The following is a 24,914-nucleotide window of genomic DNA, read 5'->3' as shown; positions in this document are numbered from 1 at the left end:
GCGCGGTGGCAGCGACAGACTTGTCCCACTTTGGAAATCAAGGAGGGACTTATGAAATTTGCCAAATTCCTTTTGGGCGGCGCCGCGATTGCTATGGCCCTGCCGATGCCCGCATTCGCGCAGGACGAAAATGTCGTAGTGGTAACGGGATCGCGTTCCGACCGGTCGAGCAATTTCCAATATTATGATGACAGCCAATCGGCGATCGGCTTCACCCGCAAGGCGGATTATTTCGTCAAGCCGATCTATGTAAATTCGGATTCGCGCGGGGCCGATCTGCGCCGCGACGAATTGTTTTCGATGCTCCGCGCGACCATCGAACAGGCCGGCCGCGAGGGCATTTCCCTGATCGCGGGCGATTACGGTCTGCGCAAACTGACCGTCGACAATATGGAAAAACTGACCGTTCGTTCGGGGGGAAGGCCCGACACCAGCCAGGTTACGATCTATGCACGGCTGCCAGTTGCGGGCGATGATGCGCGGGCCAGCTTGGCCAATGAACGGATAGAGACCTTTGCCAAAAGTATACCCGTCACCGGCCGCTCTTTCATCCAGACCGGATCGATCAGCTTGGCGATTGATGATCCGGATCAATACCGGATCGATGTCGTCCGGTCAGTCGCCACCGAATCGCGCCGCTATGCCTCGCTGTTCGGTTCCGATTACGGGGTTGAGATACGCGGCCTCGATTCCGAGCTGTTCTGGCAGCAGGCGAGCGAGACCGAAGTGTTCCTCTATATCAAACACAGCTTCGTGGTCAGTCCGAAATAGGATTGCCGGCAGGCAACGTTGATCATGTTCGCCATTTGGTACTTGTAAAATCTCAGGCTGGTCACTTGACCTAGCCGATTGATTCACGCAGGTTTTTTGCGAGTCGCAGCAACATCACGTAAATATTGCGGATGTTCGCAAAAAACAGGTTCCACCTTGTGAGGTTTGGGGCCTGAAGCGTTCTGCAGCGGGCCTGCAACATATGCGATGGGGACTATCTGAGATCGATGAAAGTCGAAAATGCGATTGCGGCTTGTGCGTCACTTGGCGCCGCGTTGCCATGCAGCAAGCAGATATTTCTCCAAGCCGTGACGCAGATCACATACCCGGGATGCAAAACGCGCCAAACCGGTCTCCGGATCTAGAGGGGGTCCCACGCAACACTCGTTTCAGGGAACGAATTATGAAAAAACTACTGACATTCTCCGCAACTCTCGCAGCTATGATAGTTTCGACGCAGGCCCATGCCGGTGCCGCCGCCGTCTGTATCCAGCGCGAAAAGAACGTCGCGGGCAACACCTATGATTCAGAATATTTCACGCGGCACGGGAAAAGTCCCAATGTGGACGGATTTACCGCATTGCGGGCCGCGCAGCGTGACCACAAAAACAGCTATCCCAACGGCACGGCCCATTGCGAACATACGGGTACCGAAAAATTCAAGGATGGCGGGTTCTTCGTCCTGATCAAATCGGGCCGGGTGAAGGATGTTAACGGTGCGCATATGAACAAATGGGCATTCGGTTTCGGAATCGACCGGACGCAGGCAATCATCCATGCGAAGAAGCAGCTCAGCCGCCGTGATCCGAACTGGAACGAGCGCACCCATGGTTACGAAATGGCCGAGGAACACGAAATCTAGGCGGCCCTGAACCGACTGGAGGCCCGCCGGGCATTCGACCCGTCCGGCGGGCCATTTAGCCGCAAGCGTTCTGCGCGATTGGCTTGCGTTTAGTCGCGGTGCAGACCAGCAACTTGTCTATCTGCAGCGACCAACTTAATTTTGAACGCGCAAAGAAGGGACGTTTGCATGAAAAAATTGATCTTCGCAGTTACGGTGGTGGGCGCGTTGTCGCTTTCAGCACCAGCCTATGCCGGTGCAGCTGCTGTGTGCATAGAGCGAGACACCAACAGCGCCGGCAACGGCTATGATGTGGAATATTTTGCTCGCTGGGGCAAAAGCCCGAACGTAGATGGCGCCACTGCGTTGCGCGCAGCCAAAGACGATCACAAAAAGACGTATCCCAATTCGACGCCCTATTGCTACGATTCGGGCTCAGACCGCTATCCGGGTGGCGGGCACATGGTGTTGATCAAAAGCGGCCGCACAAAAGACGGCAGTGGCGGCCACTATAATCGCTGGACGCTGGGTGTCGGAAAGACGAAACAAGCTGCGATCAATGACGCCATCTACCAAATGCGTCAGCGCGATGGAGTCTGGTTACGCTCTACGCATGGATACACAATTATCGAAGATCACGAGATCTGATCGCTGCGGCCTACGCTCTTGAACAGCTTGTTGGCGATCGGTGTTCAGGCGTAGGCCATCCGTTCCAATGTCTCGAAACAATCCAGCGCGCCCGGATCACCAAAGGGCGACAGCTGGCTGACAAACACGCCCGCCACGCCTTCGCTCGGATCGATCCAGTAGTAAGAATTGAAGATCCCCGCCCAGGCGAGGCTGTTTGCAGAACGGCGACCTTCGATGGCGTCCGGATTGATCAGGAAGCCCAATCCCCATCCGGTATGTTGATCGGGGAATGTGTCGAAAGGCTGCGCCAGTTCGGGCATCGATGTGCCCATGTATCCGGCCCTTATATCGCCGATCTGGTTGCGCGACATTTCGGCGATGGTCTCTGCGCTGACAATCCGTTGTCCGTCCAATTCGCCTTCGCGCAAAATCATCCGCAGGAAACGCGCATAATCGGGCGCGGTTGACGACAATCCGCCTCCGCCGCTTTGGACCTCGCCTGCGCCAAGATTGACCGGCAGCACATCCAAAGCGCCATCCTGACCGCGTATATGCACCGCGGCGGCATCTGCCGGTAAGGTCTGGCGGAACGCGGAATCGGTCATTCCCAGAGGCGCGAAGATATGGTGCTGTAAATAGTCGCCAAGCGTCATTCCGCTGGCGGCGGCAACGGCAAATCCGACCCAATCGGTGCCGACCCCATATTCCCACCTTTCGCCCGGATCGAACAGCAAGGGCAGCGTATAATTGCCCATCGATCCGGGGGCAGGCATTCCCGTGGCCTGCAGATATTTCAGGATCTCGATCTGGACAAAATGATAGCCGAAGCCGGCGGTATGGGTCAGCAAGTGACGTAGCGTGATCGGCCGTTTGGCCGCGCGCAATTGCGGTGTGCCGTCATCGGCAAAACCGTCCAGAACCTGCGCATCCGCAAGTTCGGGCAGAACATCGCTGATCGGTCCATCGAGCGTCAGTTTGCCCTGTTCGACCAATTGCATCGCCGCGACCGAAACCACTGCCTTGGTCATCGACGCGATCTGGCAAATGGTATCCAGCTTCATCGGTGCGCCGGTTGCGGCATTGGCTTTTCCCCAAGCGCCTTCGAAGCGGGTGCCGTCCTTGTCGACGATCATGGCGGAGGCACCGGCAAGGCCGGCTTTTTCGATAGCTTTGGCGAGCGTGCTGTCATTCATCATGGGCCGGACGCTAACCACAGCAGAGCCGTTTGGGAAGTATGTTGCTTGTCCGCCGTTCCCACACAGGCTAACCGCTGGCGCATGACCACGATTACACGTTTCGCCCCGTCTCCCACGGGCCGCCTCCATGTCGGCAACATCCGCACTGCGCTGCACAATTGGATGGTCGCGCAGAAGAATGGCGGCAAATTCATGCTGCGGATCGACGATACCGATCCCGAGCGGAGCAAAGAGGAATATGTCGAGGCGATTCGCGCGGATCTGGCGTGGTTGGGTCTGCACCCTGATGGAGAGGAACGGCAATCGCAGCGGCTGGCGTATTACGAGGCAGCATTTGACCGGCTGGTCGAAGCCGGGCGGCTCTATCGCTGCTATGAAACCGCGCAGGAACTCGATCTCAAGCGCAAGGTCTTGCTCGGGCGCGGCAAGCCGCCGATCTATGACCGTGCCGGGCTGGACCTGACCGATGCGGACCATGCCGCGAAAGAGGCAGAAGGCATCCGCCCGCACTGGCGCTTCAAACTCGATCATGCGGAGATGATCGACTGGAACGACGGCGTGCGCGGGCCGCAGAAATTCGATCCCGCGATGCTGTCCGATCCGGTGGTCCGGCGCGAAGACGGTTCATGGCTCTATATGCTGCCCAGCGCGGTCGACGATATCGAGATGGGCATCACCGACGTGCTGCGCGGGGAGGACCACGTGTCCAACACGGCGGTGCAGGTCCAGATGTTCCGCGCGCTCCAGGCTGCTGACGATGACGACTGCACCATTGCGAGCGCGTGCCCGCATTTCGCGCATGAAGCCCTTTTGGTTGGCAAGGAAGGCAAGCTGTCCAAACGGCTCGGCTCGCTTGGCTGCGACGCCTTTCGCGAACGCGACATTGAACCGCAGGCGATCATTGCCTTGCTCGCGCGGCTGGGCACATCGCAGCCGGTCGAACCGATTGCCGATATGCAGGTTCTGCTCGACACATTCGCTCTCGAAAGTTTCAGCCGCGCTCCGGCCAAATTCGACGATGCCGAATTGGACCGGATCAACACCGCTTTGGTCCACCAGATGGAGTATGAGCAGGTCAAGCACCGCCTTCCCGAAGGGATGGGCGAGGAGGCATGGCACGCGGTCCGGCCCAATCTGGAAACGGTCAGCGGCGCGCATGATTATTGGAAAATTGTCACCGGCCCGATTGATCTGCCCGACTTTTCAGAAGACGATCGCGCCTATCTCAAACTGGCGGCAGAAACACTGGCATGGGGCGACAATCCGTGGGGTGATCTGACGGGTGCTCTCAAGCAAGAGACCGGCCGCAACGGCAAGGCGCTGTTCCTTCCTTTGCGGCAGGCGCTGACCGGGCAACATTCCGGCCCCGATATGGGAGAACTTCTCCCCGTTCTGGGTGAAGACACCGCGCGGCGCCGCTTGGAAAGAGCAGCCGGATAAGCGGCGCCGAGGCCACCTGAAAGTTGCCGGCCGTCTCAGCAAGCAGGCGCGGGCATCGTTTCGTTATCGACATCGGGTAAGACAACGCATTCGGGATCAAGCTTTCCCGTGCTTCTCCAACTCGTCACCTGCCAGAGTGACAATATGCAGCAGGTTGGTGCTGCCCGGAGTGCCAAAGGGAACGCCCGCGAGCGCGATCAGCTTGCTGCCCGCTACGCCGAAACGGTGGCGCAAGGCCATGCGTTTTCCCTTGGCGATCATCTCTTCAAAGCTGCCGATATCGCGGGTCATCACCGCATGCGCGCCCCATAGCAGCGCGAGACGGCGCGCGGTGTTGAGCCGCGGGGTCAGCACCAGCATCGGCACCGATGGCCGTTCGCGGGCCACGCGCCTCGCGGTGGAGCCCGATCCGGTGAACACGGTGATGGCCGCGATATTCACCGTATCGGCAATGGTCATGCAGCTATGCGCCAATGCGTCGGCGGTGGTTCTGTCGGGCGGCGTATCGAGGAAGCGGACGCGGTCGAGATAGGCGTCATCCCCTTCCACTTGCGCGCTGATCCGGTCCATGATCCGCACCGCTTCTTCGGGCCATTCGCCCGCAGCGGTTTCGGCGCTGAGCATGACGGCATCGGCCCCGTCATAAACCGCATTGGCAACGTCGGAGACTTCGGCGCGGGTCGGGGCAGGGCTTTCGATCATGCTTTCGAGCATCTGTGTCGCGACGATCACCGGCTTGCCCGCAATGCGCGATTTGTTGACGATTTTCTTCTGCAGCGGGGGGACTTCTTCCGGGTGCAATTCGACACCCAGATCACCGCGCGCAACCATGATCCCGTCGGACATCTCGATAATTTCGTCGAGACGGCTGACCGCCATCGGCTTTTCAATCTTGGCACACAGCGCACCATAGCCGCCCATCAATTTGCGCGCTTCGGCAAGGTCTTCGGGGCGCTGGACAAAGCTCAGCCCGATCCAGTCCGCGCCCTTGTCGATGGCAAAGGCCAAATCCTTGCGGTCCTTCTGCGTCAGCGCCGGGATTGGCACTTCGGCATCGGGGATATTCACGCCCTTGCGGTCCGAAATCACTCCGCCGACAACGGCAGAGCAGAGAATTTCGTTTTCGTCGGCGCGGATCACTTTCAGCTGGATCTTGCCGTCATTGATCAGCAGCCTTTGGCCCTTTTCGAGCAAGCCGAACAATTCGGGGTGCGGCAATTCGACGCGAGTCTCGTCGCCCGGTTCGGGATTGCGATCGAGCGTGAAATGGCCCGAATGGCGGATCACCGCCTTGCCATCCTTGAACTTGCCGACGCGCAGTTTTGGCCCCTGCAAATCGCAGAAAATCGCGATCGGGCGGTTCAGATCCTTCTCGATCGCGCGGATCCGGTCGATCGTTTCGCTATGCGTGGCGTGATCACCATGGCTCATATTGACGCGGAAGGCATCTGCGCCCGCTTTGATCAGCTTGAGCAGCATGTCCGGTTCGCGGCTTGACGGGCCGACCGTGGCAAGAATTTTGACCTTGCGGCCGCGTGGGTCCAGAAATTTGGGATCGCGCTTTTCCATAGACAACGCCTATGGCAGAGCCTTGTTGCAACTCAAGGACGAAAAACGATGGATATGAATGCCGAGAGCGCATTGAACGAACTGCCCGATGCCGTTGCGGCCGCGGCTTTCCGCCGGTTGGTGCGCCATTTGCAGCACCGCCATGATGCGCAGAATATTGATCTGATGGGCCTATCGGGATTTTGCCGCAATTGCCTGGCCGACTGGATCCGCGATGCCGGGTTCGAAGGCGACAAAGCGGCTGCGCGCGAAGTCATTCACGGCATGCCGCAAGACCAATGGAAAGCAACGCGGCAAACCCCCGCGAGCGAGGAACAGCTCCAACGCATGCAGGAAAGCGTCGCAAAAAATGCAATCTAAGCCCCCTCTTCTTTAGAGGAGGGGGTTGGGGGTGGTGGTGGCGCGTCAGCGTCGTTCTGGTCCAGAAACCACCCCACTGCGACTAAGCTTTGCTGCTCAAAGCAAAGTCTCGTTGCCCCTCCTCTAAAGAAGAGGGGATAGTCCTTCTTCTTGCTTCACCGCCATCGGCCATCCCGCTATCAGGCGTTCAACTGATTCTCATATATTGGAGCTTTAACCGATGGCCGAAGCCACTGACGACCGCCTGCGCCTTTTGATCGAACGTATCGAGCGTCTCGAAGAGGAAAAGAAAGGCATCGCCGACGACATTCGCGATGTTTATGCAGAGGCGAAAGCGGTCGGTTATGATCCCAAGATCATGCGCCAATGCGTCCGCTTGCGGAAGATGGACACCAATGATCGCGTCGAGATGGAAACGATCCTCGACACTTACCGGAACGCTCTTGGTATTGAATAAGCCTCCTCTGCGTATTATATATATAATACACCAAAATTGACGGAGGATTGAATGGCTGGACCCTGGAAAGACGCGCGCGGAATTATTGTATCGACAACCCCGACTTTGGAAGGGCAGCCGATCCAGCAATATCTCGGCATCGTCACCGGCGAAGTGATCGTGGGCGCCAATCTGTTCCGCGACATGTTCGCCAATATTCGCGATATCGTGGGCGGCCGTTCGGGCAGCTACGAGCGCATCCTTGCCGATGCGCGCAAGCAGGCGATCGAGGAATTGCAAGCCGAATGCGGCGCGTTGGGCGGCAATGCGGTGGTTGGTGTTGACCTTGATTACGAAGTCATCGGCGACACCGGCTCAATGCTCATGGTCTCGGCGAGCGGGACCGCGGTGAAAGTCTGAGCGACCAGCTGAGCCATGCGTTTTCAATTGGATAACAGGCGTCTGCGGGATTCGACCGGCGAATACGCGCTATGGGATGCTGGCGGGCCCGACCACGAGATCCGGCTGATTATCGGTCGGGCGGACGGGACCAAATTGTTCGAGTTCTATACCGTGATCGAATCAATTACCGCAGCCTACAAAATCCAGATTACGCAGGGATTTAGCGCCCATTCGTTTGATGAAGCGTTACTTGGGAAAACTAAGAAACTGGTGACGGCCTCGCTCCCGGTCTTTCTCGACTTGCCAGTATTTGACGGGTGGCAAGGCAGGCATCAGTCTCTGGTTCTGACCGGCCCGTCAGACCTGATCGACAATACGGTCTATGGGCGGCGCGAGATGCCTTCGGGCCTCATCGAAGAGATTGCCCGGCGTGATGCTTGAGCTTGCTGGGTCACTCGACTAAACGGAAGAAAATTTCCCCTAATCAGAGCGAACCCATGGCAGGCCATTCCAAATTCAAGAACATCATGCACCGCAAGGGTGCGCAGGACAAAAAGCGTTCCAACCTGTTTTCCAAGCTGAGCCGCGAGATTACCGTTGCGGCGAAAATGGGTACGCCCGATCCGGATATGAACCCGCGCCTGCGGCTGGCGGTCAACACCGCCAAGGCGCAGTCGATGCCCAAGGACAATATCCAGCGGGCGATCGACAAGGCGACAGCCGGCGATGACGAGAATTACGAAGAAGTCCGCTATGAAGGCTATGGCCCCGGCGGCAGCGCGATCATTGTCGAGGCGCTGACCGACAACCGCAACCGCACCGCCACCGCCGTGCGCACCGCCTTTGCCAAGAATGGCGGCAATCTGGGGACCGAAGGTTCGGTCGCGCACGGGTTTGAACGGCTTGGCTATGTCGAATATCCCGCAGAAGCGGGCGGCGAAGACAAGGTTCTCGAAGCCGCATTGGAAGCGGGCGCTGAAGATATCCAGTCCTCCGAAGACGGGCACGAAATCTGGACCGCTCCGGAAGATTTGCACGAAGTGGCCGGAAATCTTGAAAAAGCTCTGGGTGAAGCCAAGGAAGTCAAACTGGCGTGGAAGCCCAATCTGACTGTCGATCTGGACGAGAAAGATGCCGGTGTTCTGCTCAAACTGATCGATACGCTTGACGATGACGATGATGTCCAGACCGTATGGGGGAATTACGAAATCTCCGACGAGGTCATGGAGAAGTTGGACTCAGCCGCTTGATATCGGGCTGCGAAGGGCACTCATTTCCGCTTCCGGTGCTCACGGACCAAATGTCCGCTGCGCGCCGGTTCTCAATGAGTACCATTCTCGCTCCGATCTCAAACGCCTGGAAGTTAGCTCTTTAGATGATCATCCTCGGCCTTGATCCTTCGCTTAGCTGCACGGGCTGGGGCGTGATCCGGGCGGAGGGTTCGCGCATTGCGCATGTTGCGAACGGCCAGATCAAAACCGATCCCAAGGCCCCTATGGCCGATCGGTTGGCGGCGCAGCAATCCGGCCTCGCCGCGGTGATTGCGGAGTATGCACCTAATCGCGCGGCGGCGGAGGAAGTGTTCGTCAACAAGAACCCGCAATCGACCCTGAAGCTGGCGCAGGCGCGCGGGGCGGTTTTGGCCGCGTGCGGTGCTGCCGGGCTGCACGTCAACGAACATGCGGCGCGCAAGGTCAAGAAAGCAGTTGTCGGCACCGGCGGAGCAGACAAGACGCAGGTTCAGGCGATGCTCAAAGTGCTGCTGCCCGGCGTGAAAGTAGCAGGCGCCGATGCAGCCGATGCGCTGGCGGTGGCGATTGCTGATGCGCATTTGGCTCCAAGATTGTAAGGAAAGACAATGACCACCCATTTCTACGGCATCCCCAATTGCGACACGGTCAAGAAAGCGCGCAAATGGCTCGACGCGAACGGCGTCGATTACACCTTCCATGACTACAAAAAGGAAGGTGCGGATGCGGACAAGCTGACCGCATGGGTTGCGGACAAGGGATGGGAAGTGCTGCTCAACAAGCGCGGGACCACATTCCGCAAGCTCGACGATTCAGACAAGGAAAACATCGATGCGGCCAAGGCTGTCACACTGATGACGCAGAACCCCAGCATGATCAAACGTCCGGTCGTCGAACATGCTGGCGGCCTTCTGGTTGGATTTAAGGAAGACGAATGGTCCGCAGCTTTCTCTTAGGTGCATTGGTTTCGATGGGGGCCGCAATGACCACTCCCGCTATTGCTCAAAATGTCGATAGTGAATTGCTGATTATCGCGCATCGCGGCGCGAGCGGTGAGCGGCCCGAACACACGCTGGCCGCCTATGAACGCGCGATCGATCAGGGCGCGGATTATATCGAACCCGATCTGGTGGTGACCAAGGACGGCGTGCTCGTCTCGCGCCATGAAAACGAGATTTCGGGCACTACCGATGTTGAAAGCCGGGAGGAGTTTGCCGACCGCCGCCGTAGCAAGACCATCGACGGGACTCTCGTTTCCGGCTGGTTCGCCGAAGATTTCACTCTGGAAGAGCTGCAAACGCTGCGCGCGAAGGAACGGCTCCCTTATATCCGGCCCGAGAACGCGCAGTTTGACGGCCTCTACCAAGTGCCGACATTCGAAGAGATCGTTGCGCTGGTGAAAGCCAAAGAGGCGGAACTGGGCAAGCGGATCGGGATCTATCCCGAGCTTAAGCATCCCAATTTCCTGCTGCAGGATGAAGGGATCGACAGCGTCGATCTGCTGGTGCTGGCTCTGAAGAAAGCGGGATACACCAAAGCCAGCGATCCGATTTTCGTCCAATGTTTCGAAGTCGGCCCGTTGCAGCGTTTGAACCAGCTAAGTGATGTGCGCTTGGTGCAATTGATCGCACCCGAAGGCGGCCCGGCGGACGAGCCGGCCATGCGCTATGCCGAAATGGCGACTCCATCGGGCCTTGCAGAGATTGCCAAATATGCTGACGGGATCGGCCCGCATTTCGGCTTTATCCTGAACGATGATGGCAGCGCGAAAAGCTTTGTCGGCGATGCGCATGAAGTTGGGCTGAAAGTGCACCCGTGGACTTTGCGCCGCGAAAACACTTTTATGCCGCCGCCGCTTCGCACAAACGACAACCCGCGCGGTGTTGGTGCGCTGCCAATCCTGATGGGCTTGCTGGTCGCGGCAAAAGTCGATGGTATTTTTACCGATCACCCGGGCGCCGCGGTGATCCTGCGCGAAAGCGGCAATTACGAACCGTAGGCTGTGACGATATAGTTGAGCGCGAGCTCGCCCGACAAATGCAGCCCCTTGGCAGGGCTGAAGGCAATTCCCACGGGCTCTCCCATGGTCAGGCCGACGTCCTCCAGCAGCGATGCCAATTCATCGGGCGTGATAAAGTCATCCCAGTGATGCGTGCCGCGCGGGATCATGCCCAGCGTTTCGGCCCCTTCAACCAACAACAGTTTCGACGCCGCTGTGCGGTTGGGAGTGGAAAGGATCATCAAGCCGCCCGGTGCGAGTTTCGCAGCAAGATCGGCGAGAAAAGCTTGTTTGTCGGCAACGTGTTCGATCACTTCGAGGCATGTGACCAGATCGAACCGGCCAATATCCTGCTGCCCAATTTCGCCAGCGATGTAGCGGATATCGAGGCCCGACCCTTCGGCATGGAGCGCGGCGGCTTGCGCATTTTCCGGCGCGGCATCGACGCCGGTTACTTCCGCCCCCATCCGCGCCAGCGGCTCGCACAGCAACCCCGCGCCGCAGCCGACATCAAGCGCGGTCTTGCCCGATAGCGGTTTCACGCTTTGGGCATCGCCGCCCCAATGTTCGTCCACCGCATCGCGGACAAAGCGCAGCCGCACCGGATTGAGCCTGTGCAGCATCGCCGAAGAGCCCTTCGGATCCCACCAATCCTTCGCCAGAGTGCCGAAATGCGCCGCCTCTTCGGGACGAATGGTTGCTCCAGAAGTTGAGGCAGCCGAAGAAGATGTTTCGCGGCTAAATGTTGCATCGCTCATGCAGGCTTCGTAACAGCGCGGGGAAGCTCGCACCAGTATCCGTATGTTTTGGGAGTCCCCGCGCTTGGCACGCATTGTGATGAAATTTGGCGGCACATCGATGGCCGGGACCGAGCGCATTCGCCGCGTCGCGAATATCGTGCGCCGCCAGCAGGCCGCCGGGCATGAAGTTGCGGTGGTCGTTTCGGCGATGGCGGGTGAGACCGACCGGCTGGTCAATTTCTGCCGCGAAGCCAATGCCATGTATGATCCGGCGGAATATGACGTGGTGGTGGCAAGCGGAGAGCAGGTCACTTCCGGCCTGCTCGCGCTGACGCTGCAATCGCTGGGCTGCAAAGCGCGCAGCTGGCTTGGCTGGCAAATGCCGATGAAGACGGTGGAGGCGCACTCCAAGGCGCGCGTCGAATCGATCGATGCGCCCGAAATGATCGCGGCGCTCGAACGCGGAGAAATCGCGGTCATTCCCGGTTTTCAAGGCGTGTCGGCAGAAGGCCGGATCGCGACGCTGGGGCGCGGTGGATCGGATACGTCGGCAGTGGCAGTGGCGGCGGCGATCGGCGCAGATCGCTGCGATATCTACACCGATGTTGACGGGGTTTATACCACCGACCCGCGGATTGTTGCCAAGGCGCGCAAGCAAAAGGCGGTGACGTACGAAGAGATGCTGGAGCTTGCATCGGTCGGGGCAAAGGTTCTGCAGACCCGTTCGGTCGGTCTGGCGATGAAAGAGGGCGTGCGCGTGCAGGTCCTTTCCAGCTTTATCGATGATGACGCCACGCCTGCGGACGAATTTCCCGGCACATTGATTGTCTCCGACGAGGAGATGGACCAGATATTGAAGGACAGTGATATGGAACGCCAACACGTCACCGGCATCGCGCATGACAAGAATGAAGCGAAAATCATCCTGACCCGCGTGCCCGACAAACCGGGCGCGGTGGCGCATATTTTCGAACCGCTCGCGGGCGCCTCAATCAATGTCGATATGATCATCCAGAATGTGGGCCGCGACAAGGGCGAGACCGACGTGACATTCACCGTGCCGCAGGCCGATCTGGCGCGCGCGCAAGCGCTGCTGGAGGACAAGCGCAGCGAAATCGGTTTCAACCGGATCATCACCGATGATCATATCGCCAAGATCAGCGTTGTCGGCGTGGGCATGAAAAGCCATGCGGGTGTCGCGAGCACGATGTTCAAGGCGCTGGCCGATCGCGGGATCAATATCCAGGCGATTACCACCTCGGAAATCAAGGTCAGCGTGATCATCGACGAAGACGAAACCGAACTGGCCGTGCGCGTGCTGCACACAGCCTACGGATTGGACGCAAGTGACGAGGCGGCGTGATCGAATGAAGCGAAGCAGCTTTTGAGCACACTATCCTCCATCGGCCTCTTGCTGATGGCGGTCTTGTGCTTTGCCGCGATGTCCAAGCGGCTCGAGATGTCGGTTGTCACAATGCCGATCATCTTCACCACCATTGGCTATCTGGGGTTTCTTGCCGGCGCAGAGCTTTTTCCCGGCGAGGCCGAGTTTGAGATCCTGCATTTGCTGGCCGAAGTCACGCTGGTGCTTCTGCTATTCTCCGACGCGTCGCAGGTGCGCTTTGCCAATTTGCGAATGAGCGGCGGCATTCCTGCGCGGATGTTGCTTGTCGCAATGCCGCTGGCGATTACTTTCGGAACGCTGGTTGCGCATTGGGTTTCGCCCGATCAACCTTGGGCTGTGGCCTTGCTGGTCGCCGCGATCCTGACGCCCACCGATGCCGCGCTGGGTCAGGCCGTGGTGACCGACAAGGCGATTCCGGAAAATCTTCGCGAAGGAATTGCGGTCGAAAGCGGGCTTAATGACGGGTTGGCTGTGCCGGTCGTTATCATGGCTGCTCTTGCGGCCGTGGAAGCGGGTGGCGCAATGGCGGAGGGGCCCGACAATCTGCTGCTGTTCGGCTTGGCCCAGATCACCTTGGGTCCGATCGCAGGGATACTGGTTGGTGCGCTAGCGGCGAAGTTCATGGACATTGCGGTAGAGCGGGATTTCGTGACCGAGGCCTATCGCGGCATCTATTTTCTGAGCACGGCCTTTCTTTGCTATGTTGCTGCCGAACTTGCCGGCGGAAACGGGTTGATCGCTGCATTTGTGGGCGGCTTGACCTTTGGCAATCTGCGCAAGTCGCCGAGCCATTTTGTCTCCGAATTTATGGAAAGCGAGGGGCAGTTGCTGACAATGGCGACGTTCCTTGTCTTCGGACTGGTGCTCGCGCCGGCCGGCCTTGCCCATGCCAGCTGGCAGACGGCGGTGCTTGCGATTGCGTTCCTGACCGCGGTGCGGATCATACCGGTGGTCCTCTCGCTAACCGGCACCGGATTGCGCTGGCGTGACAAGCTGTTTCTCGGCTGGTTCGGCCCGCGCGGCCTTGCCTCGATCCTGTTTGGCCTGCTGGTGATGGAGAGCTACGATATTCCCGGCATGGATGAAGTGCTGGCCTGCGTGGTGCTGACCGTGCTGATCAGCATCGTCCTTCATGGCGCAAGCGCCTTTCCGATTGTTCGCGCCTACGGCGCAGGGGCCGCCGGGAAGTAAAGGAAAACGGGCCGGAACGCCTCCCGCCTTCATATTGAACAATCATTTCAGCTCGTTAAGCTGCGCGCAGAGGGGGGCTTATGATTCGGTTTGTCTTATGCGCTATCGGCGCGCTTTTTCTGACGGTTGATGCACATGCCAATGAAATCAGCGCGGACCGCTGTATGTCGCGCGATCAGGTGCTCGAACTGGGAACGCTGTTCGCCGAACTCGAATATGATCATATAGTCGGCGGCACGGGGCCGCTTCCTCGCCGCTATCTCTATGTGGGCGATCCCCAGAAGCGCAGCTTTGTCGGCTATGGTACGGCCGATGCCGCGCAGACCTGTTACCGGCTGCGTCATCAGGGTTTTGGCTGGCACAGCACCGATGTCCGCAAACGCGGCAAGCGTCTGGGGCTTGAAGGCATTGCGCTGGCTTCGAGCGATGACGGTGCCTGCGCGGCCTATAATTCCCAGAACGGGGAACAAGCTTGCACAACGTCGAGCGCGCTGGTCCGCAGCCAGTTGGAAGCCAAAAAGCGCCCCGTTGCGATGGCCGTTTTCAACCGGTCCTGGAGCGCCGAGGGCCGCGAACAATTCACCCAGCCGTTTATCTGGATGTTCTTCGCCGAAAAACGCGGAGAGGCGATGTCGGTGGTCACCAAGCCGATGAAAGGCAATTATGCGATCACTATCGGGCGGGGCACGCTGGTATCGACTGCGGCGGTCGATGGCGATGCAGCGATTTTCGCCAAATGGAAAGAACAACGTCCGCCTCTGCCCGGCGATTCGATCATGCGGACCATTGCCGCGCGAACGTTGAATGCCAATCCCGACGCGACCTGTATGAAGCGTTCGGAATTCACCCAATACGGGACCGAAGTTTTGCTCGCCAATAATCGCCGCGGGCAGCGTTACCGCGTCTTTGCCAATGGCAATGACGAATGGGTTTTGGCCAGCGAGCTGACCCAGGGCCGCTTGGCCGGGTGTTACGCACCCTTGCTGTTCGGCACAGATTTTGAAACCGCAGACTATGTGCGCGACCGATTCCAGCAGCCCAGCGCGATCACATTGCCGCGCTTTGCCAATTCCTCTGCGGCTTCGCGCTGCAATGAATATAAGCGGATCCATGCCGACGCAGCCAATGTGAATTTGCCCTGTAACACGTTCGCCAATCTTGTCAGCAATGTGCGATCCAAGAATGGTGACGTGGCGTTTCAGGGAAAAGTCATCGGCACATCGCGGACCACCTGGTTGACCGGACTCGTCGCGAAAGACGGGACATTATACGGCGTTGAAACCGATGCTGACGGGGTGTCGCAAGTGGCGTTCTCGGGATCGGATTTCACCTATACGGCGCCCTATAAGCAGTACCATTTTGCCGATCGCCGCGCGGGCATTGCGCGCGAAACGGCGGAGCGCGAGCGTGCCCAACGGCTGGCACGCGAAAAGCGCGAGCGGGATCGCAGGAATGCAATAGCAGCGCGGCTCCAGAAAGACCGGACGGCTTCCGCGATCGAACAGGTACGCGCATCGCCCGAACGCGCGGCCGCTTTGCGCGCGATCGATACGATGATCCTGCAAGACAGCCAGAGCTGGTGGATTAACCGCTACAACCCGGGCACGGTGCGCAATATGCGCAGCGGCTATGTGATCGGCGGAATCGCCAACCGCTATTACGAAGTCGATTACACCTATAACAACGGATCAACCGGATCGGTCAAAGTCTACATGTCCGGCGATTACATCCATTGCATCAAATATTGGGATATGTGGGGCAATGATTGCCGCCCGCCGCGCAAGGGTGCGAATATGGGGAAAGTCGCCTTGGCGCTGGGGGCATTGGCGATAATTGCCGCGAACAGTTCCAGCAGGTAAACGGGCGACCATGCCGCACACAGCAAAAATCCTTCTCCTTGGTTCGGGCGAATTGGCGCGCGAATTTGTGATCTCGGCCAAACGGCTGGGCGCCTATGTCATCGCCTGCGATGCCTATGACAATGCGCCCGCAATGCAGCTTGCCGACGCGCGCGAAGTTTTCTCCATGCTCGATGGCGCGAAACTGCGCGAGGCGGTGGCAAAGCATGCGCCCGATTATGTCGTGCCGGAAATTGAAGCGATCCGGACCGAAGTGCTGGCCGAATTGGAGCAGGACGGCGTCAATATCGTGCCTTCCGCGCGGGCGACCCAGCTGACCATGAACCGCGATGCGATCCGCGATATGGCGGCGCAGGAATTGGGCCTGAGGACTTCGACCTACCGCTATGCGGAAAATTTCGAGGAAGTCTGCGCGGCGGCGGAAATCACCGGCTTCCCCTGCGTGATCAAGCCGGTGATGTCCTCTTCGGGCAAGGGCCAAAGCAAAGTGGACGATGCGGCGGCGCTGCAAGAGGCGTGGGACTATGCCGTTGCCAATATGCGCGGTGACCGCCAGCGAGTGATCGTCGAGCAATTTATCGACTTCGATTACGAGATCACCCTGCTCACGATCCGGCACAGGGACGGGACAAGTTTCTGCCCGCCTATCGGCCACCGGCAGGAACGCGGCGATTACCAGGAAAGCTGGCAGCCGACCGAAATGTCCGATGCCGCGATTGGTGAAGCGCAGGATATGGCGCGCAAAGTGGTCGAGGCGCTGCAAGGCAATGGCAAAGGCTGGGGCCTGTTCGGAGTGGAATTCTTCGTGAAGGGTGAAGAGGTGATTTTTTCCGAACTCAGCCCGCGGCCGCATGATACGGGCATGGTTACTTCGGTATCGCAAAATCTCAGCGAGTTCGATTTGCATGCGCGCGCGATCATGGGGCTGCAAGTTCCGGCAATGATCCGCGCGCGTCCATCGGCATCGGCGGTTATCCTCGCCGACCGCGATAGCGATGATTTGACCTATTCGGGCCTTGCAGAGGCTATGGAGCAAGGCGCGGATATACGCATATTCGGCAAGCCTACGTCGCGGCCCTATCGCCGGATGGGCGTGGCGCTGGCCTGCGCGGGATCAACCGACGACGCCCGCCGCATCGCCAAAGATGCAGCGGGCAAAGTGCGGATCGGTTACGGCGAGTAGCCGGGCCTCCTAACCAAACAGCAGCGCCCACATGAAGCGCCCCGGCATGAACGAGAAAATGCCGGGGATCATCAGCGCGCCCATATACATTCCGACAATGTGTTTCTTATGCGCCTGAATGTCGCGCGCGCGGGCGGTAGAGATTGCCTTGTAGGAACCCAGCAGCGTCATCGGGACAAAGATGTGGATCCACGAAAAGTCGGTGCCGCCGCGGATAAAGACAATCGCAATGGCCGTGACCACCATCAGGCCAAGCCAGACCTTGCCCAGCATCTTGTGCAATTTGGTGCCCTTGCGGGTCAGCAGCAAATAGCCGCCCAGCGGCACTGCCGGAATGACCGTTGCGACATGGATCATTACCGACCAGTTACGCCAGCCATAGTGGTCTGGCGCAGCGCCCATGATGCCGCGGGTCAGGGCAAAAAGACAAATGGCCGACATTGCGACCGATGCTGCGCCAATGATCGCGCGGTTCAGCGGGCCAAGATCGAAACCGCCCTTGGGGCTGAGGCCGGGGGTGATTGCTGCGTGCACGGTGTTCTCCTGTAATCGTGTCTTGCTGGCGATCATGCCGCATGCCCGTTCACCCGCAATCGCATCTGCGCCAACGGACCATCGGCTTCGTGAAAGCGGCGGATTTCAGGGGGATTGCCACTTTACGAAGCGCGAATGGGCGTTAGTTTCGCGCGCAGATGAGCGAAACGGACAAGCCCCCACGCGACAAACTGGCGCGCAAGTTGATCGTCGATCTGTCGATCATGACAGTGATCGGCGTGGTGCTGGCTTTGATCGGTCCGTTCGGAAGTTTCGAACAGCCTCTAGCCTACCGGCTGGTCGCATGGCTGGGCTTTTCCTATCTCGGCTATGCGATTTACAGCCCGATGAGCCATTTCGTTGACCGGCTTGGCGGAGCGCTCGATTTGCCGCGGCCCGGCCTATGGACCGCAGCGGTGCTGCTTGCGACCATTCCGATGACTGTCGCGGTCATCGCTATCGGCCGTTTGCCTGGCGGAGCAATATTCCCCTCGCTGCAAGCCGCGGTGATCACTTATCTCTACGTGCTGGTGATCGGCGGCGGCGTGACAGCCTTGTTCTACATGCTGGAAAACCGGGTGCATGAAACCGATGGCGGGACAGGGGTGGCCGGGCAGGGCGCAGTAGCGGGTGACGATGCCGCGCGCGGGCCGGAAGCCAACCGCTTTCTTGAACGTTTGTCGCCGGCCTTGGGCACCAATCTGATCGCGCTGGAAATGGAAGACCATTATGTCCGCGCGCATACCGATCTGGGGTCTGACCTGATCCTGTTGAGAATGCGCGATGCGGTGGCGGAACTGGAAGGGCTGGAAGGCGCGCAGGTGCATCGCAGCTGGTGGGTCGCGCGAAGCGCCGTACAGGGCTCGCGGCGCGAAGGCCGCAACATCCGTTTGCAACTGGATGGCGGGTTGGAAGCCCCCGTTTCGCGCGGCGCCGCGCCCGGATTGAAAGAGGCCGGCTGGTTCCAGGCTTGACGATTCCAGATCGAAGGGCGTTCTTCTTTCAGTCAGAGCGCCGTTCCCGAGCGCGTGCGATAGGCAAAGAAAAACCCCTCCGAAGCCGAAACGACGGAGGGGTTCTTGCGACCCTCGGGGGGAGAGGGTGTCGGGTTTAGAAGCGGCCTGCTTCCATCACCTTGGTCCAGGCCGAAACGAATGTGTCGACGAACTTCTGCTCGTTGCCATTCTCGGCGAAGACTTCAGCCACAGCGCGAAGCTGCGAGTTTGAACCGAAGACGAGGTCAACGCGGGTTGCGCGCCATTTCTCTTCGCCGCTTGCACGGTCGCTGCCGACAAATTCTTCATCCTGGCTGCCATCGACCGGTTTCCATTCGTTCGCCATATCGAGCAGGTTGACGAAGAAGTCGTTGGTCAGCTGGCCGGGACGGTCGGTGAAGACGCCGTGGCCGGTGTTGCCGGAAACCGCGCCCAATGCGCGCATGCCGCCGACCAATGCGGTCATTTCCGGTGTCGAAAGACCCAGCAAATGCGCTCTGTCGACCAGCATTTCTTCGGTCTTTACCGTTGCCTTGGTCCGCAGATAGTTGCGGAAACCATCGGCAAACGGTTCCAGCGGTTCGAAGCTTTCAGCATCGGTTTGCTCGTCGCTCGCGTCGCCGCGGCCGCCGGTTACCGGTACGCTGACATTGAAGCCTGCATCGCTCGCTGCCTTCTCGACCGCTGCCGCACCGGCAAATACGATCGCGTCGGCCATCGAAATATCGCCGCGCAATTCGTCGATCTTGCCCAGAACTTTGGACAGTTCTTCGGGATCGTTTGCGGCCCAGTCCTTCTGCGGAGCGAGACGGACGCGCGCGCCATTCGAGCCGCCACGATGGTCCGAATTGCGGTATGTACCGGCAGAAGCCCATGCAGCTTTGACCAGTTCGCTCACCGACAGACCGCTTTCGAGGATTGCCGATTTGAAATCCGCGACCGCACCGTTGGCAGGTGTCGAACCTTCCGGAACGGGATCCTGCCAGATCAGATCTTCGCTTGGAACTTCCGGCCCCTGATAGCGGGCTTTGGGGCCCATATCGCGGTGGCACAGTTTGAACCATGCACGGGCAAAGGCGTCATCCAATGCCGCCTGGTCATTGCGGAAGCGTTCGGAAATCTTGCGATATTCCGGATCGCGCTTCAGCGCCATATCGGCGGTGGTCATCATGGTCGGAACCTTCTTCGAAGGGTCACGGGCGTCGGGCGCCATGTCCTCTTCCTTCTGGTCGATAGGCTGCCATTGGTTGGCGCCCGCGGGGCTTTGCACCAGCTCGTAATCATAATCGAGCAACAGGCGGAAATAGTCGCCGGTCCACTGTGTCGGGGTGTTGGTCCAAGCGCCTTCGATGCCCGAGGTGGTGATGTTACCGCGGCCGATTTCGTCCTTGTCGTTGAGCCAGCCGAAGCCCTGCAAAGCAAGCGCTTCGGATTCGGGCGAACCGCCGAATGTATCGGATGGTTTCGCACCATGCGCTTTACCGAATGCGTGGCCACCGGCTGTCAGAGCAACGGTTTCCTCGTCATTCATTGCCATCCGGCTGAATGTTTCGCGCATGTCACGCGCCATGCCTTCGGCGTCGTGCGGATCACCGCCGGGACCTTCCGGATTGACGTAAATCAGGCCCATCTGGATGGCTGCGAGCGGATTATCGAGCGCTTTGCCTTCGTCAGGGATGATGCGCGTTGCAACACCTTCATCGACCCATTTGTCTTCGGTTCCCCAATAGACAGTTTCGGGTTCATAGACGTCGGCACGTCCGCCGCCGAAGCCGAAGACGGGGCCGCCCATGCTTTCGATCGCGACATTGCCGGCAAGGATGAACAGGTCAGCCCAGCTGATATTCTTCCCGTATTTCTGTTTGACGGGCCACAGCAGGCGGCGCGCCTTGTCGAGATTGCCGTTATCCGGCCAGCTGTTGAGCGGCGCAAAGCGTTGCTGGCCGCTGCTCGACCCGCCGCGCCCGTCACCGGTTCGGTATGTGCCGGCTGCGTGCCATGCCATGCGAATGAAGAACGGGCCGTAATGACCATAATCGGCCGGCCACCAAGGCTGGCTGTCGGTCATCAGCGCAGTCAGATCGGCTTTCAGCGCATCATAGTCGAGCGCGTTGAAAGCTTCGGCATAGTTGAAATCGTCGCCCAATGGATCGGGCGACTTGCCGCCTTGGCCGAGAATATCGAGCTGCAGCGCATCGGGCCACCAGTCTCTGTTGGTACGGCCGTGCAGGCTGCGCACGCTGTCTGCGCCGCTAAAGGGGCAGCCGCCGCTAAGTTCGCCAGTTTTCATGTCCATGGAAAAATTCCTCTCGTTTTGGTGATTCTATGATGCCTGACTACGCCTCCGGATCAATCGAGGGAAGCAATTAACTCCTGTCACCCTTATCGACAAAACCGATTAATAGCCGGCGGTCAGGCAAGCTGCTTGTTATACTTGTCCAATGGGCGGCAGGGCGGTTGGTTCCGGCCCGGCATAGCTATGCCTCTTGCCGCGTTGCGCGCTGCCTTCTAAGCGCGACGGTATGAGCAATTTTCCGAAAACAAGCGCGCTGATGCAGCGCGGAACCGAATTTCTTGGCAGCGAATATGCGATCCTGTGCGGCGCGATGAGCTGGGTCAGCGAACGCAATCTGGTCTCGGCAATTTCCAATGCCGGCGGCTTTGGTGTGATCGCTTGCGGCGCAATGACGCCCGACTTGCTTGACGCAGAGATCGCCGCGACCAAAGCGATGACCGATAAACCGTTCGGCGTAAACCTGATCACCATGCATCCGCAATTGTTCGACCTGATCGATGTCTGCGCGAAACATGGTGTGGGCCACGTGGTTCTGGCGGGCGGCATCCCTCCCAAGGGCAGCGTCGAAGCGATCAAGGCGTTCGGCGCCAAAGTGATCGTTTTCGCGCCGACTTTGGCACTGGCGAAAAAGCTGCTGCGCAGCGGCGGCGATGCGCTGGTGATCGAAGGGATGGAAGCGGGCGGCCATATCGGCCCGGTTTCGACTTCGGTTCTGGCACAGGAATTCCTTCCCGAACTGGCGGAGGACCATCTGGTCTTCGTCGCAGGCGGGATCGGGCGCGGTCAGGCGATTGCCGGTTATCTGGAAATGGGCGCGGTCGGGGTGCAGCTGGGCACGCGTTTTGCCTGCGCCGCAGAAAGCATTGCGCATGAGAATTTCAAGAAGGCGTTCTTCCGCGCCAATGCCCGCGATGCCATTACCAGCGTGCAGGTCGATCCGCGCCTGCCGGTGATTCCGGTGCGCGCGCTCAAGAACAAGGGCACCGAAGAATTTACCGCAAAACAGATCGAAGTCGCCAAGCTGCTCGATGCAGGCGAAATCGAGATGGGCGAGGCGCAATTGCAAATCGAACATTTCTGGGCCGGTGCATTGCGCCGCGCGGTGATCGATGGCGATGTCGAGAACGGTTCGATAATGGCGGGCCAATCGGTCGGGATGCTCAAGGCCGAAGAGTCCGTTGCCGACATCATCCAGAAGCTGATGACGCAAAGCGAAGAGGCATTGGGACGGCGGTAAGGGTGCACGGCACGCCGCCCTACCTCATCCATACTAACCGCGAGCTGGGCTTGATGCGGTTGGGGAAGAAGCCACTGGCTTACTTCGTGGATGCTGACGGACATTTCCCGCCGGTTGTGCAAAGATACTTTCAATGGTTTGCCCGAGATGTGAGCAATGGCAAGATCGTTAGAAGCGACCACCACGTGACCGATGAATCACAGGGTGTAGACGTCCGCCGATGGCATCATGTGCTATTCGTGCTTCCTGGCGAGGAATGGCGGATAGATGCAATGATGCAGCTGAAATCAATAGCTGAGCGCTGGACGGAGGCCCATGAGCGTGAAGAGGGTCGGTTGCTTGGATACTCGGAACAAGAGAATGACTGGTGGATAGCGTATTGCAAACGTAATGGTACACGGTTTGAATATGATTGACCCGCTCATCCTCACTTTGTCCTGCCCGGACAAGCCCGGGATCACTGCCAACGTCACGGGTTTTCTGTTTGAACAAGGCTGCAATGTGCTGGAGGCGCAGCAATTCAACGATCGGGCAAGCAATGCGTTTTTCATGCGCGTCGCGTTTGATCCGGCGGGGGCTTCTTCAGACAAATTGCGCGAAGGGTTTGGCCTCTTCGCCGCGCGGCAGGATATGGATTGGAAAATAGTCAGCCGCGATCGTCCGCGCCGCGTGCTGCTGATGGTCAGCAAATTCGATCATTGTCTGGCGAGCCTGCTCTATCGCTGGCGGATCGGCGAATTGCCGATGGAACCGGTCGCGATTGTTTCAAACCATCCGGCAGAGGCGATCACCCATATCGACCTGTCGGACCTGCCGTTCCATCACTTGCCGATCACCAAAGAAACCAAGCCCGAACAAGAGGCACAGGTCCGCGCCATTGCCGAAGAAGTTGACGCCGAACTGGTCATTCTGGCGCGCTATATGCAGATATTATCGGACGAGCAGGCGGCGCATTTCGCGGGGCGGTGCATAAACATCCACCACAGCTTCCTTCCGGGCTTCAAAGGCGCCAAACCCTATCACCAGGCGCATGCGCGCGGGGTGAAGATGATCGGCGCGACGGCGCATTATGTCACGACCGATCTCGATGAAGGGCCGATCATCCATCAGGATGTCGAAGCGATCACACATGCCGACAGCCCCGACGATCTGGTCCGCAAGGGCCGCGATATCGAAAGCCGCGTTTTGGCAGAAGCCGTGCGGCTCCATCTGGAAGAACGCGTTTTGCTGAACGGTCAACGCACCGTGGTATTCAGGGGGTAATCATGATTGTCGAAAAGCTGGACCATGTGAATATCATCGCCGCCGATCTGCAAGCGACAGCGCGTTTCTACGCTGCGCTACTTGATCTGGAAGAACGCGACGGGCCTGCGCATATGCGCCCAGATCAGGTGCGGTGGATGTATGACAGCGCCGGAAATGCCATCCTGCATCTCAATTCGGAAGATTTCGCGCGCCGTTATGACCGCGATGTAGAAGTTGGTGCGCCAACCGGGGCAATCCATCACGTTGCTTTCCGGTGCAAGGGGTTCGATGCGATGCGCGAACGGCTGGACGCGCGCGGCGCGGATTACCGGGTGAGCGATCACTCGGCATCCGGCATCAAACAGATATTTACTGCCGACCCGAACAATGTGCTGCTGGAACTCAATTTCTTTGATGGCTGAACAAGGCGCAATCGGGTGCAAGACAGTTTGCAGTTTTTGGAGAGAAGAGCATGGCTGAATTCCCGATTCCCAATACAAACCACGATCTGACCGGGCGCGTTGCGTTGGTTACCGGCGCGTCTTCCGGTTTGGGTGAGCGTTTCGCCCGGGTGCTCGCAAACCAAGGCGCGGCGGTTGCCTTATGCGCGCGACGGATGGACCGGCTCGAAGCGTTGGCGCAAGAGATTACCTCTGTCGGTGGCAAAGCGCTGCCGGTGGCGATGGACGCGCGCGACGCGGATGCCTTGTCGGCAGCGGTCGATGCGGCAGAGGCGGCATTCGGCACGGTCGATATTCTGGTCAACAATGCCGGCGTTCCCGATGCGCAGCGTGCGCACAAGATGTCGGTCGATCTGGTCGATCACGTGCTGGGCGTGAATCTGCGCGCGCCATGGCTGCTTGCGACCGATGTTGCGCGGCGGCTGATTGCGGCGAAGAAGCCGGGCAATATCGTCAATATCAGCTCGACCGCGCATTTCCGCTATGATGGCGGCGGGGCGGCGCTCTACGCGGTGACCAAGACCGCGGTTGCGCGCATGACCGAAACGCTCAGCACCGAATGGGCCTTCGCCAATATCAACGTCAACGCGATTGCACCGGGTATGTTCGTCAGCGAGATGACCGACGGCATGTTCGAACGGATCGGCGATCCCCGCGAATGGGTCGCGCGCAAACGCGTCCCCGTGGCAGCGCAGCTCGATTCCACGCTGCTTTACCTGTGCAGCCCGGCCAGCGAATGCGTGACCGGCGCTGTAATCAAGGTCGATGACGGCCAAAGCGCGCGGATGCGGATGTAAGCAGGCTTGTTCGACAGAGCGCAACAACCACTGCGCGCTTTGCAGCAGCAAATCGAAAGAATTCGCGCTAACCCGAT

General features: G+C 59.1%; 27 protein-coding genes. 22 read left to right on the top strand and 5 right to left on the bottom strand.

From position 1 onward, the window contains the following. Positions 1-51: 51 nt before the first annotated feature. From GRI41_RS09865 to GRI41_RS09855, 3 genes are all read left to right on the top strand, one after another. Positions 52-771, top strand: coding sequence for a hypothetical protein (locus GRI41_RS09865; RefSeq protein WP_160604852.1), 720 nt, complete (start codon positions 52-54; stop codon positions 769-771). A 403-nt stretch (positions 772-1,174) separates the two neighbouring features. Further along, positions 1,175-1,633 carry a hypothetical protein gene (locus GRI41_RS09860; RefSeq protein WP_160604851.1) on the top strand — a complete coding sequence of 153 codons (459 nt, stop codon included), beginning with the start codon at positions 1,175-1,177 and terminating at the stop codon, positions 1,631-1,633. A 168-nt stretch (positions 1,634-1,801) separates the two neighbouring features. Beyond that, a complete protein-coding gene (locus GRI41_RS09855) occupies positions 1,802-2,260 on the top strand; it encodes a hypothetical protein (RefSeq protein ID WP_160604850.1) in 459 nt (152 codons plus the stop codon). 44 nt (positions 2,261-2,304) lie between these two features. Here the strand turns inward: GRI41_RS09855 and GRI41_RS09850 are convergent, their stop codons facing one another. Continuing rightward, positions 2,305-3,438: a serine hydrolase domain-containing protein gene (locus GRI41_RS09850; RefSeq protein WP_160604849.1), complete on the bottom strand. Its 1,134-nt coding sequence runs from the start codon at positions 3,436-3,438 to the stop codon at positions 2,305-2,307. Between the two features lie 81 nt (positions 3,439-3,519). Between GRI41_RS09850 and gltX the strand changes: the two genes are divergently transcribed. Beyond that, on the top strand, positions 3,520-4,878 hold the full coding sequence (gene gltX, locus GRI41_RS09845) for a glutamate--tRNA ligase (protein WP_160604848.1): 1,359 nt from the start codon (positions 3,520-3,522) through the stop codon (positions 4,876-4,878). A gap of 96 nt (positions 4,879-4,974) precedes the next feature. On the opposite strand, the gene pyk is transcribed toward gltX, so the two are convergent. Then, a complete protein-coding gene (pyk, locus tag GRI41_RS09840) occupies positions 4,975-6,447 on the bottom strand; it encodes a pyruvate kinase (protein WP_160604847.1) in 1,473 nt (490 codons plus the stop codon). 48 nt (positions 6,448-6,495) lie between these two features. Here pyk and GRI41_RS09835 point away from each other — a divergent pair, with 48 nt between their 5' ends. The 8 genes from GRI41_RS09835 (at position 6,496) to GRI41_RS09800 (ending at position 10,894) form a co-directional block, all read left to right on the top strand. Then, a complete protein-coding gene (locus GRI41_RS09835; protein ID WP_160604846.1) occupies positions 6,496-6,807 on the top strand; it encodes a DUF1244 domain-containing protein in 312 nt (103 codons plus the stop codon). Positions 6,808-7,027: 220 nt separating this feature from the next. After that, a complete protein-coding gene (locus tag GRI41_RS09830) occupies positions 7,028-7,264 on the top strand; it encodes a DUF2312 domain-containing protein (protein WP_160604845.1) in 237 nt (78 codons plus the stop codon). 51 nt (positions 7,265-7,315) lie between these two features. Continuing rightward, positions 7,316-7,663: a heavy metal-binding domain-containing protein gene (locus tag GRI41_RS09825; RefSeq protein WP_202388788.1), complete on the top strand. Its 348-nt coding sequence runs from the start codon at positions 7,316-7,318 to the stop codon at positions 7,661-7,663. A 27-nt stretch (positions 7,664-7,690) separates the two neighbouring features. Next, positions 7,691-8,086 carry a hypothetical protein gene (locus GRI41_RS09820; RefSeq protein WP_160604844.1) on the top strand — a complete coding sequence of 132 codons (396 nt, stop codon included), beginning with the start codon at positions 7,691-7,693 and terminating at the stop codon, positions 8,084-8,086. A 56-nt stretch (positions 8,087-8,142) separates the two neighbouring features. Beyond that, positions 8,143-8,895, top strand: coding sequence for a YebC/PmpR family DNA-binding transcriptional regulator (locus GRI41_RS09815; protein WP_160604843.1), 753 nt, complete (start codon positions 8,143-8,145; stop codon positions 8,893-8,895). Positions 8,896-9,020: 125 nt separating this feature from the next. Then, positions 9,021-9,494, top strand: a complete 474-nt coding sequence (gene ruvC / locus GRI41_RS09810) for a crossover junction endodeoxyribonuclease RuvC (RefSeq protein WP_160604842.1) — start codon at positions 9,021-9,023, stop codon at positions 9,492-9,494. A gap of 9 nt (positions 9,495-9,503) precedes the next feature. Then, positions 9,504-9,851: an ArsC family reductase gene (locus tag GRI41_RS09805; protein ID WP_160604841.1), complete on the top strand. Its 348-nt coding sequence runs from the start codon at positions 9,504-9,506 to the stop codon at positions 9,849-9,851. 26 nt (positions 9,852-9,877) lie between these two features. Beyond that, complete coding sequence (locus GRI41_RS09800) at positions 9,878-10,894, top strand: glycerophosphodiester phosphodiesterase (RefSeq protein WP_235901190.1); 1,017 nt, start codon at positions 9,878-9,880, stop codon at positions 10,892-10,894. On the opposite strand, the gene ubiG is transcribed toward GRI41_RS09800, so the two are convergent. After that, a complete protein-coding gene (gene ubiG, locus GRI41_RS09795) occupies positions 10,882-11,652 on the bottom strand; it encodes a bifunctional 2-polyprenyl-6-hydroxyphenol methylase/3-demethylubiquinol 3-O-methyltransferase UbiG (protein WP_160604839.1) in 771 nt (256 codons plus the stop codon). The two genes, GRI41_RS09800 and ubiG, sit on opposite strands and share 13 nt — an antisense overlap. A 64-nt stretch (positions 11,653-11,716) precedes the next feature. On the opposite strand from ubiG, the gene GRI41_RS09790 reads away from it, so the two are divergent. The 4 genes from GRI41_RS09790 (at position 11,717) to purT (ending at position 17,272) form a co-directional block, all read left to right on the top strand. Next, positions 11,717-12,997, top strand: coding sequence for an aspartate kinase (locus GRI41_RS09790; RefSeq protein ID WP_160604838.1), 1,281 nt, complete (start codon positions 11,717-11,719; stop codon positions 12,995-12,997). Between the two features lie 21 nt (positions 12,998-13,018). Next, positions 13,019-14,230, top strand: coding sequence for a cation:proton antiporter (locus GRI41_RS09785; protein ID WP_202388787.1), 1,212 nt, complete (start codon positions 13,019-13,021; stop codon positions 14,228-14,230). 80 nt (positions 14,231-14,310) lie between these two features. Beyond that, a complete protein-coding gene (locus GRI41_RS09780; protein ID WP_160604837.1) occupies positions 14,311-16,089 on the top strand; it encodes a hypothetical protein in 1,779 nt (592 codons plus the stop codon). Positions 16,090-16,099: 10 nt separating this feature from the next. Continuing rightward, the gene (gene purT, locus GRI41_RS09775; protein WP_160604836.1) at positions 16,100-17,272 is read left to right on the top strand and encodes a formate-dependent phosphoribosylglycinamide formyltransferase; all 1,173 of its coding nucleotides are present in this window, start codon (positions 16,100-16,102) and stop codon (positions 17,270-17,272) included. Between the two features lie 9 nt (positions 17,273-17,281). Here the strand turns inward: purT and GRI41_RS09770 are convergent, their stop codons facing one another. After that, positions 17,282-17,842 (bottom strand): DUF2306 domain-containing protein, encoded by a 561-nt coding sequence (locus tag GRI41_RS09770; protein WP_160604835.1) that lies wholly within the window; start codon positions 17,840-17,842, stop codon positions 17,282-17,284. A 122-nt stretch (positions 17,843-17,964) separates the two neighbouring features. Here GRI41_RS09770 and GRI41_RS09765 point away from each other — a divergent pair, with 122 nt between their 5' ends. Beyond that, positions 17,965-18,780, top strand: coding sequence for a LytTR family DNA-binding domain-containing protein (locus GRI41_RS09765; protein ID WP_160604834.1), 816 nt, complete (start codon positions 17,965-17,967; stop codon positions 18,778-18,780). A gap of 136 nt (positions 18,781-18,916) precedes the next feature. On the opposite strand, the gene katG is transcribed toward GRI41_RS09765, so the two are convergent. After that, positions 18,917-21,097 (bottom strand): catalase/peroxidase HPI, encoded by a 2,181-nt coding sequence (gene katG / locus GRI41_RS09760; RefSeq protein WP_160604833.1) that lies wholly within the window; start codon positions 21,095-21,097, stop codon positions 18,917-18,919. 226 nt (positions 21,098-21,323) lie between these two features. Here katG and GRI41_RS09755 point away from each other — a divergent pair, with 226 nt between their 5' ends. The 5 genes from GRI41_RS09755 (at position 21,324) to GRI41_RS09735 (ending at position 24,837) form a co-directional block, all read left to right on the top strand. Beyond that, positions 21,324-22,334, top strand: coding sequence for an NAD(P)H-dependent flavin oxidoreductase (locus GRI41_RS09755; RefSeq protein ID WP_160604832.1), 1,011 nt, complete (start codon positions 21,324-21,326; stop codon positions 22,332-22,334). A gap of 86 nt (positions 22,335-22,420) precedes the next feature. After that, positions 22,421-22,750 (top strand): hypothetical protein, encoded by a 330-nt coding sequence (locus GRI41_RS09750; RefSeq protein ID WP_160604831.1) that lies wholly within the window; start codon positions 22,421-22,423, stop codon positions 22,748-22,750. Further along, complete coding sequence (purU, locus tag GRI41_RS09745) at positions 22,743-23,597, top strand: formyltetrahydrofolate deformylase (protein WP_160604830.1); 855 nt, start codon at positions 22,743-22,745, stop codon at positions 23,595-23,597. The genes GRI41_RS09750 and purU overlap by 8 nt, the downstream gene beginning before the upstream one ends. Before the next feature lie 2 nt (positions 23,598-23,599). Continuing rightward, on the top strand, positions 23,600-24,001 hold the full coding sequence (locus GRI41_RS09740) for a VOC family protein (RefSeq protein ID WP_160604829.1): 402 nt from the start codon (positions 23,600-23,602) through the stop codon (positions 23,999-24,001). 50 nt (positions 24,002-24,051) lie between these two features. Then, entirely contained in the window at positions 24,052-24,837 is a 786-nt protein-coding gene (locus GRI41_RS09735; protein WP_160604828.1) for an SDR family NAD(P)-dependent oxidoreductase, read from the top strand. Positions 24,838-24,914: the final 77 nt, after the last annotated feature.

The organism is Pontixanthobacter aquaemixtae (genome assembly GCF_009827395.1).
In the GTDB taxonomy this organism is placed as follows: domain Bacteria; phylum Pseudomonadota; class Alphaproteobacteria; order Sphingomonadales; family Sphingomonadaceae; genus Pontixanthobacter; species Pontixanthobacter aquaemixtae.
Note: the sequence above shows the minus strand (reverse complement) of the source record. Positions and strands in the feature narration are given on the sequence as shown.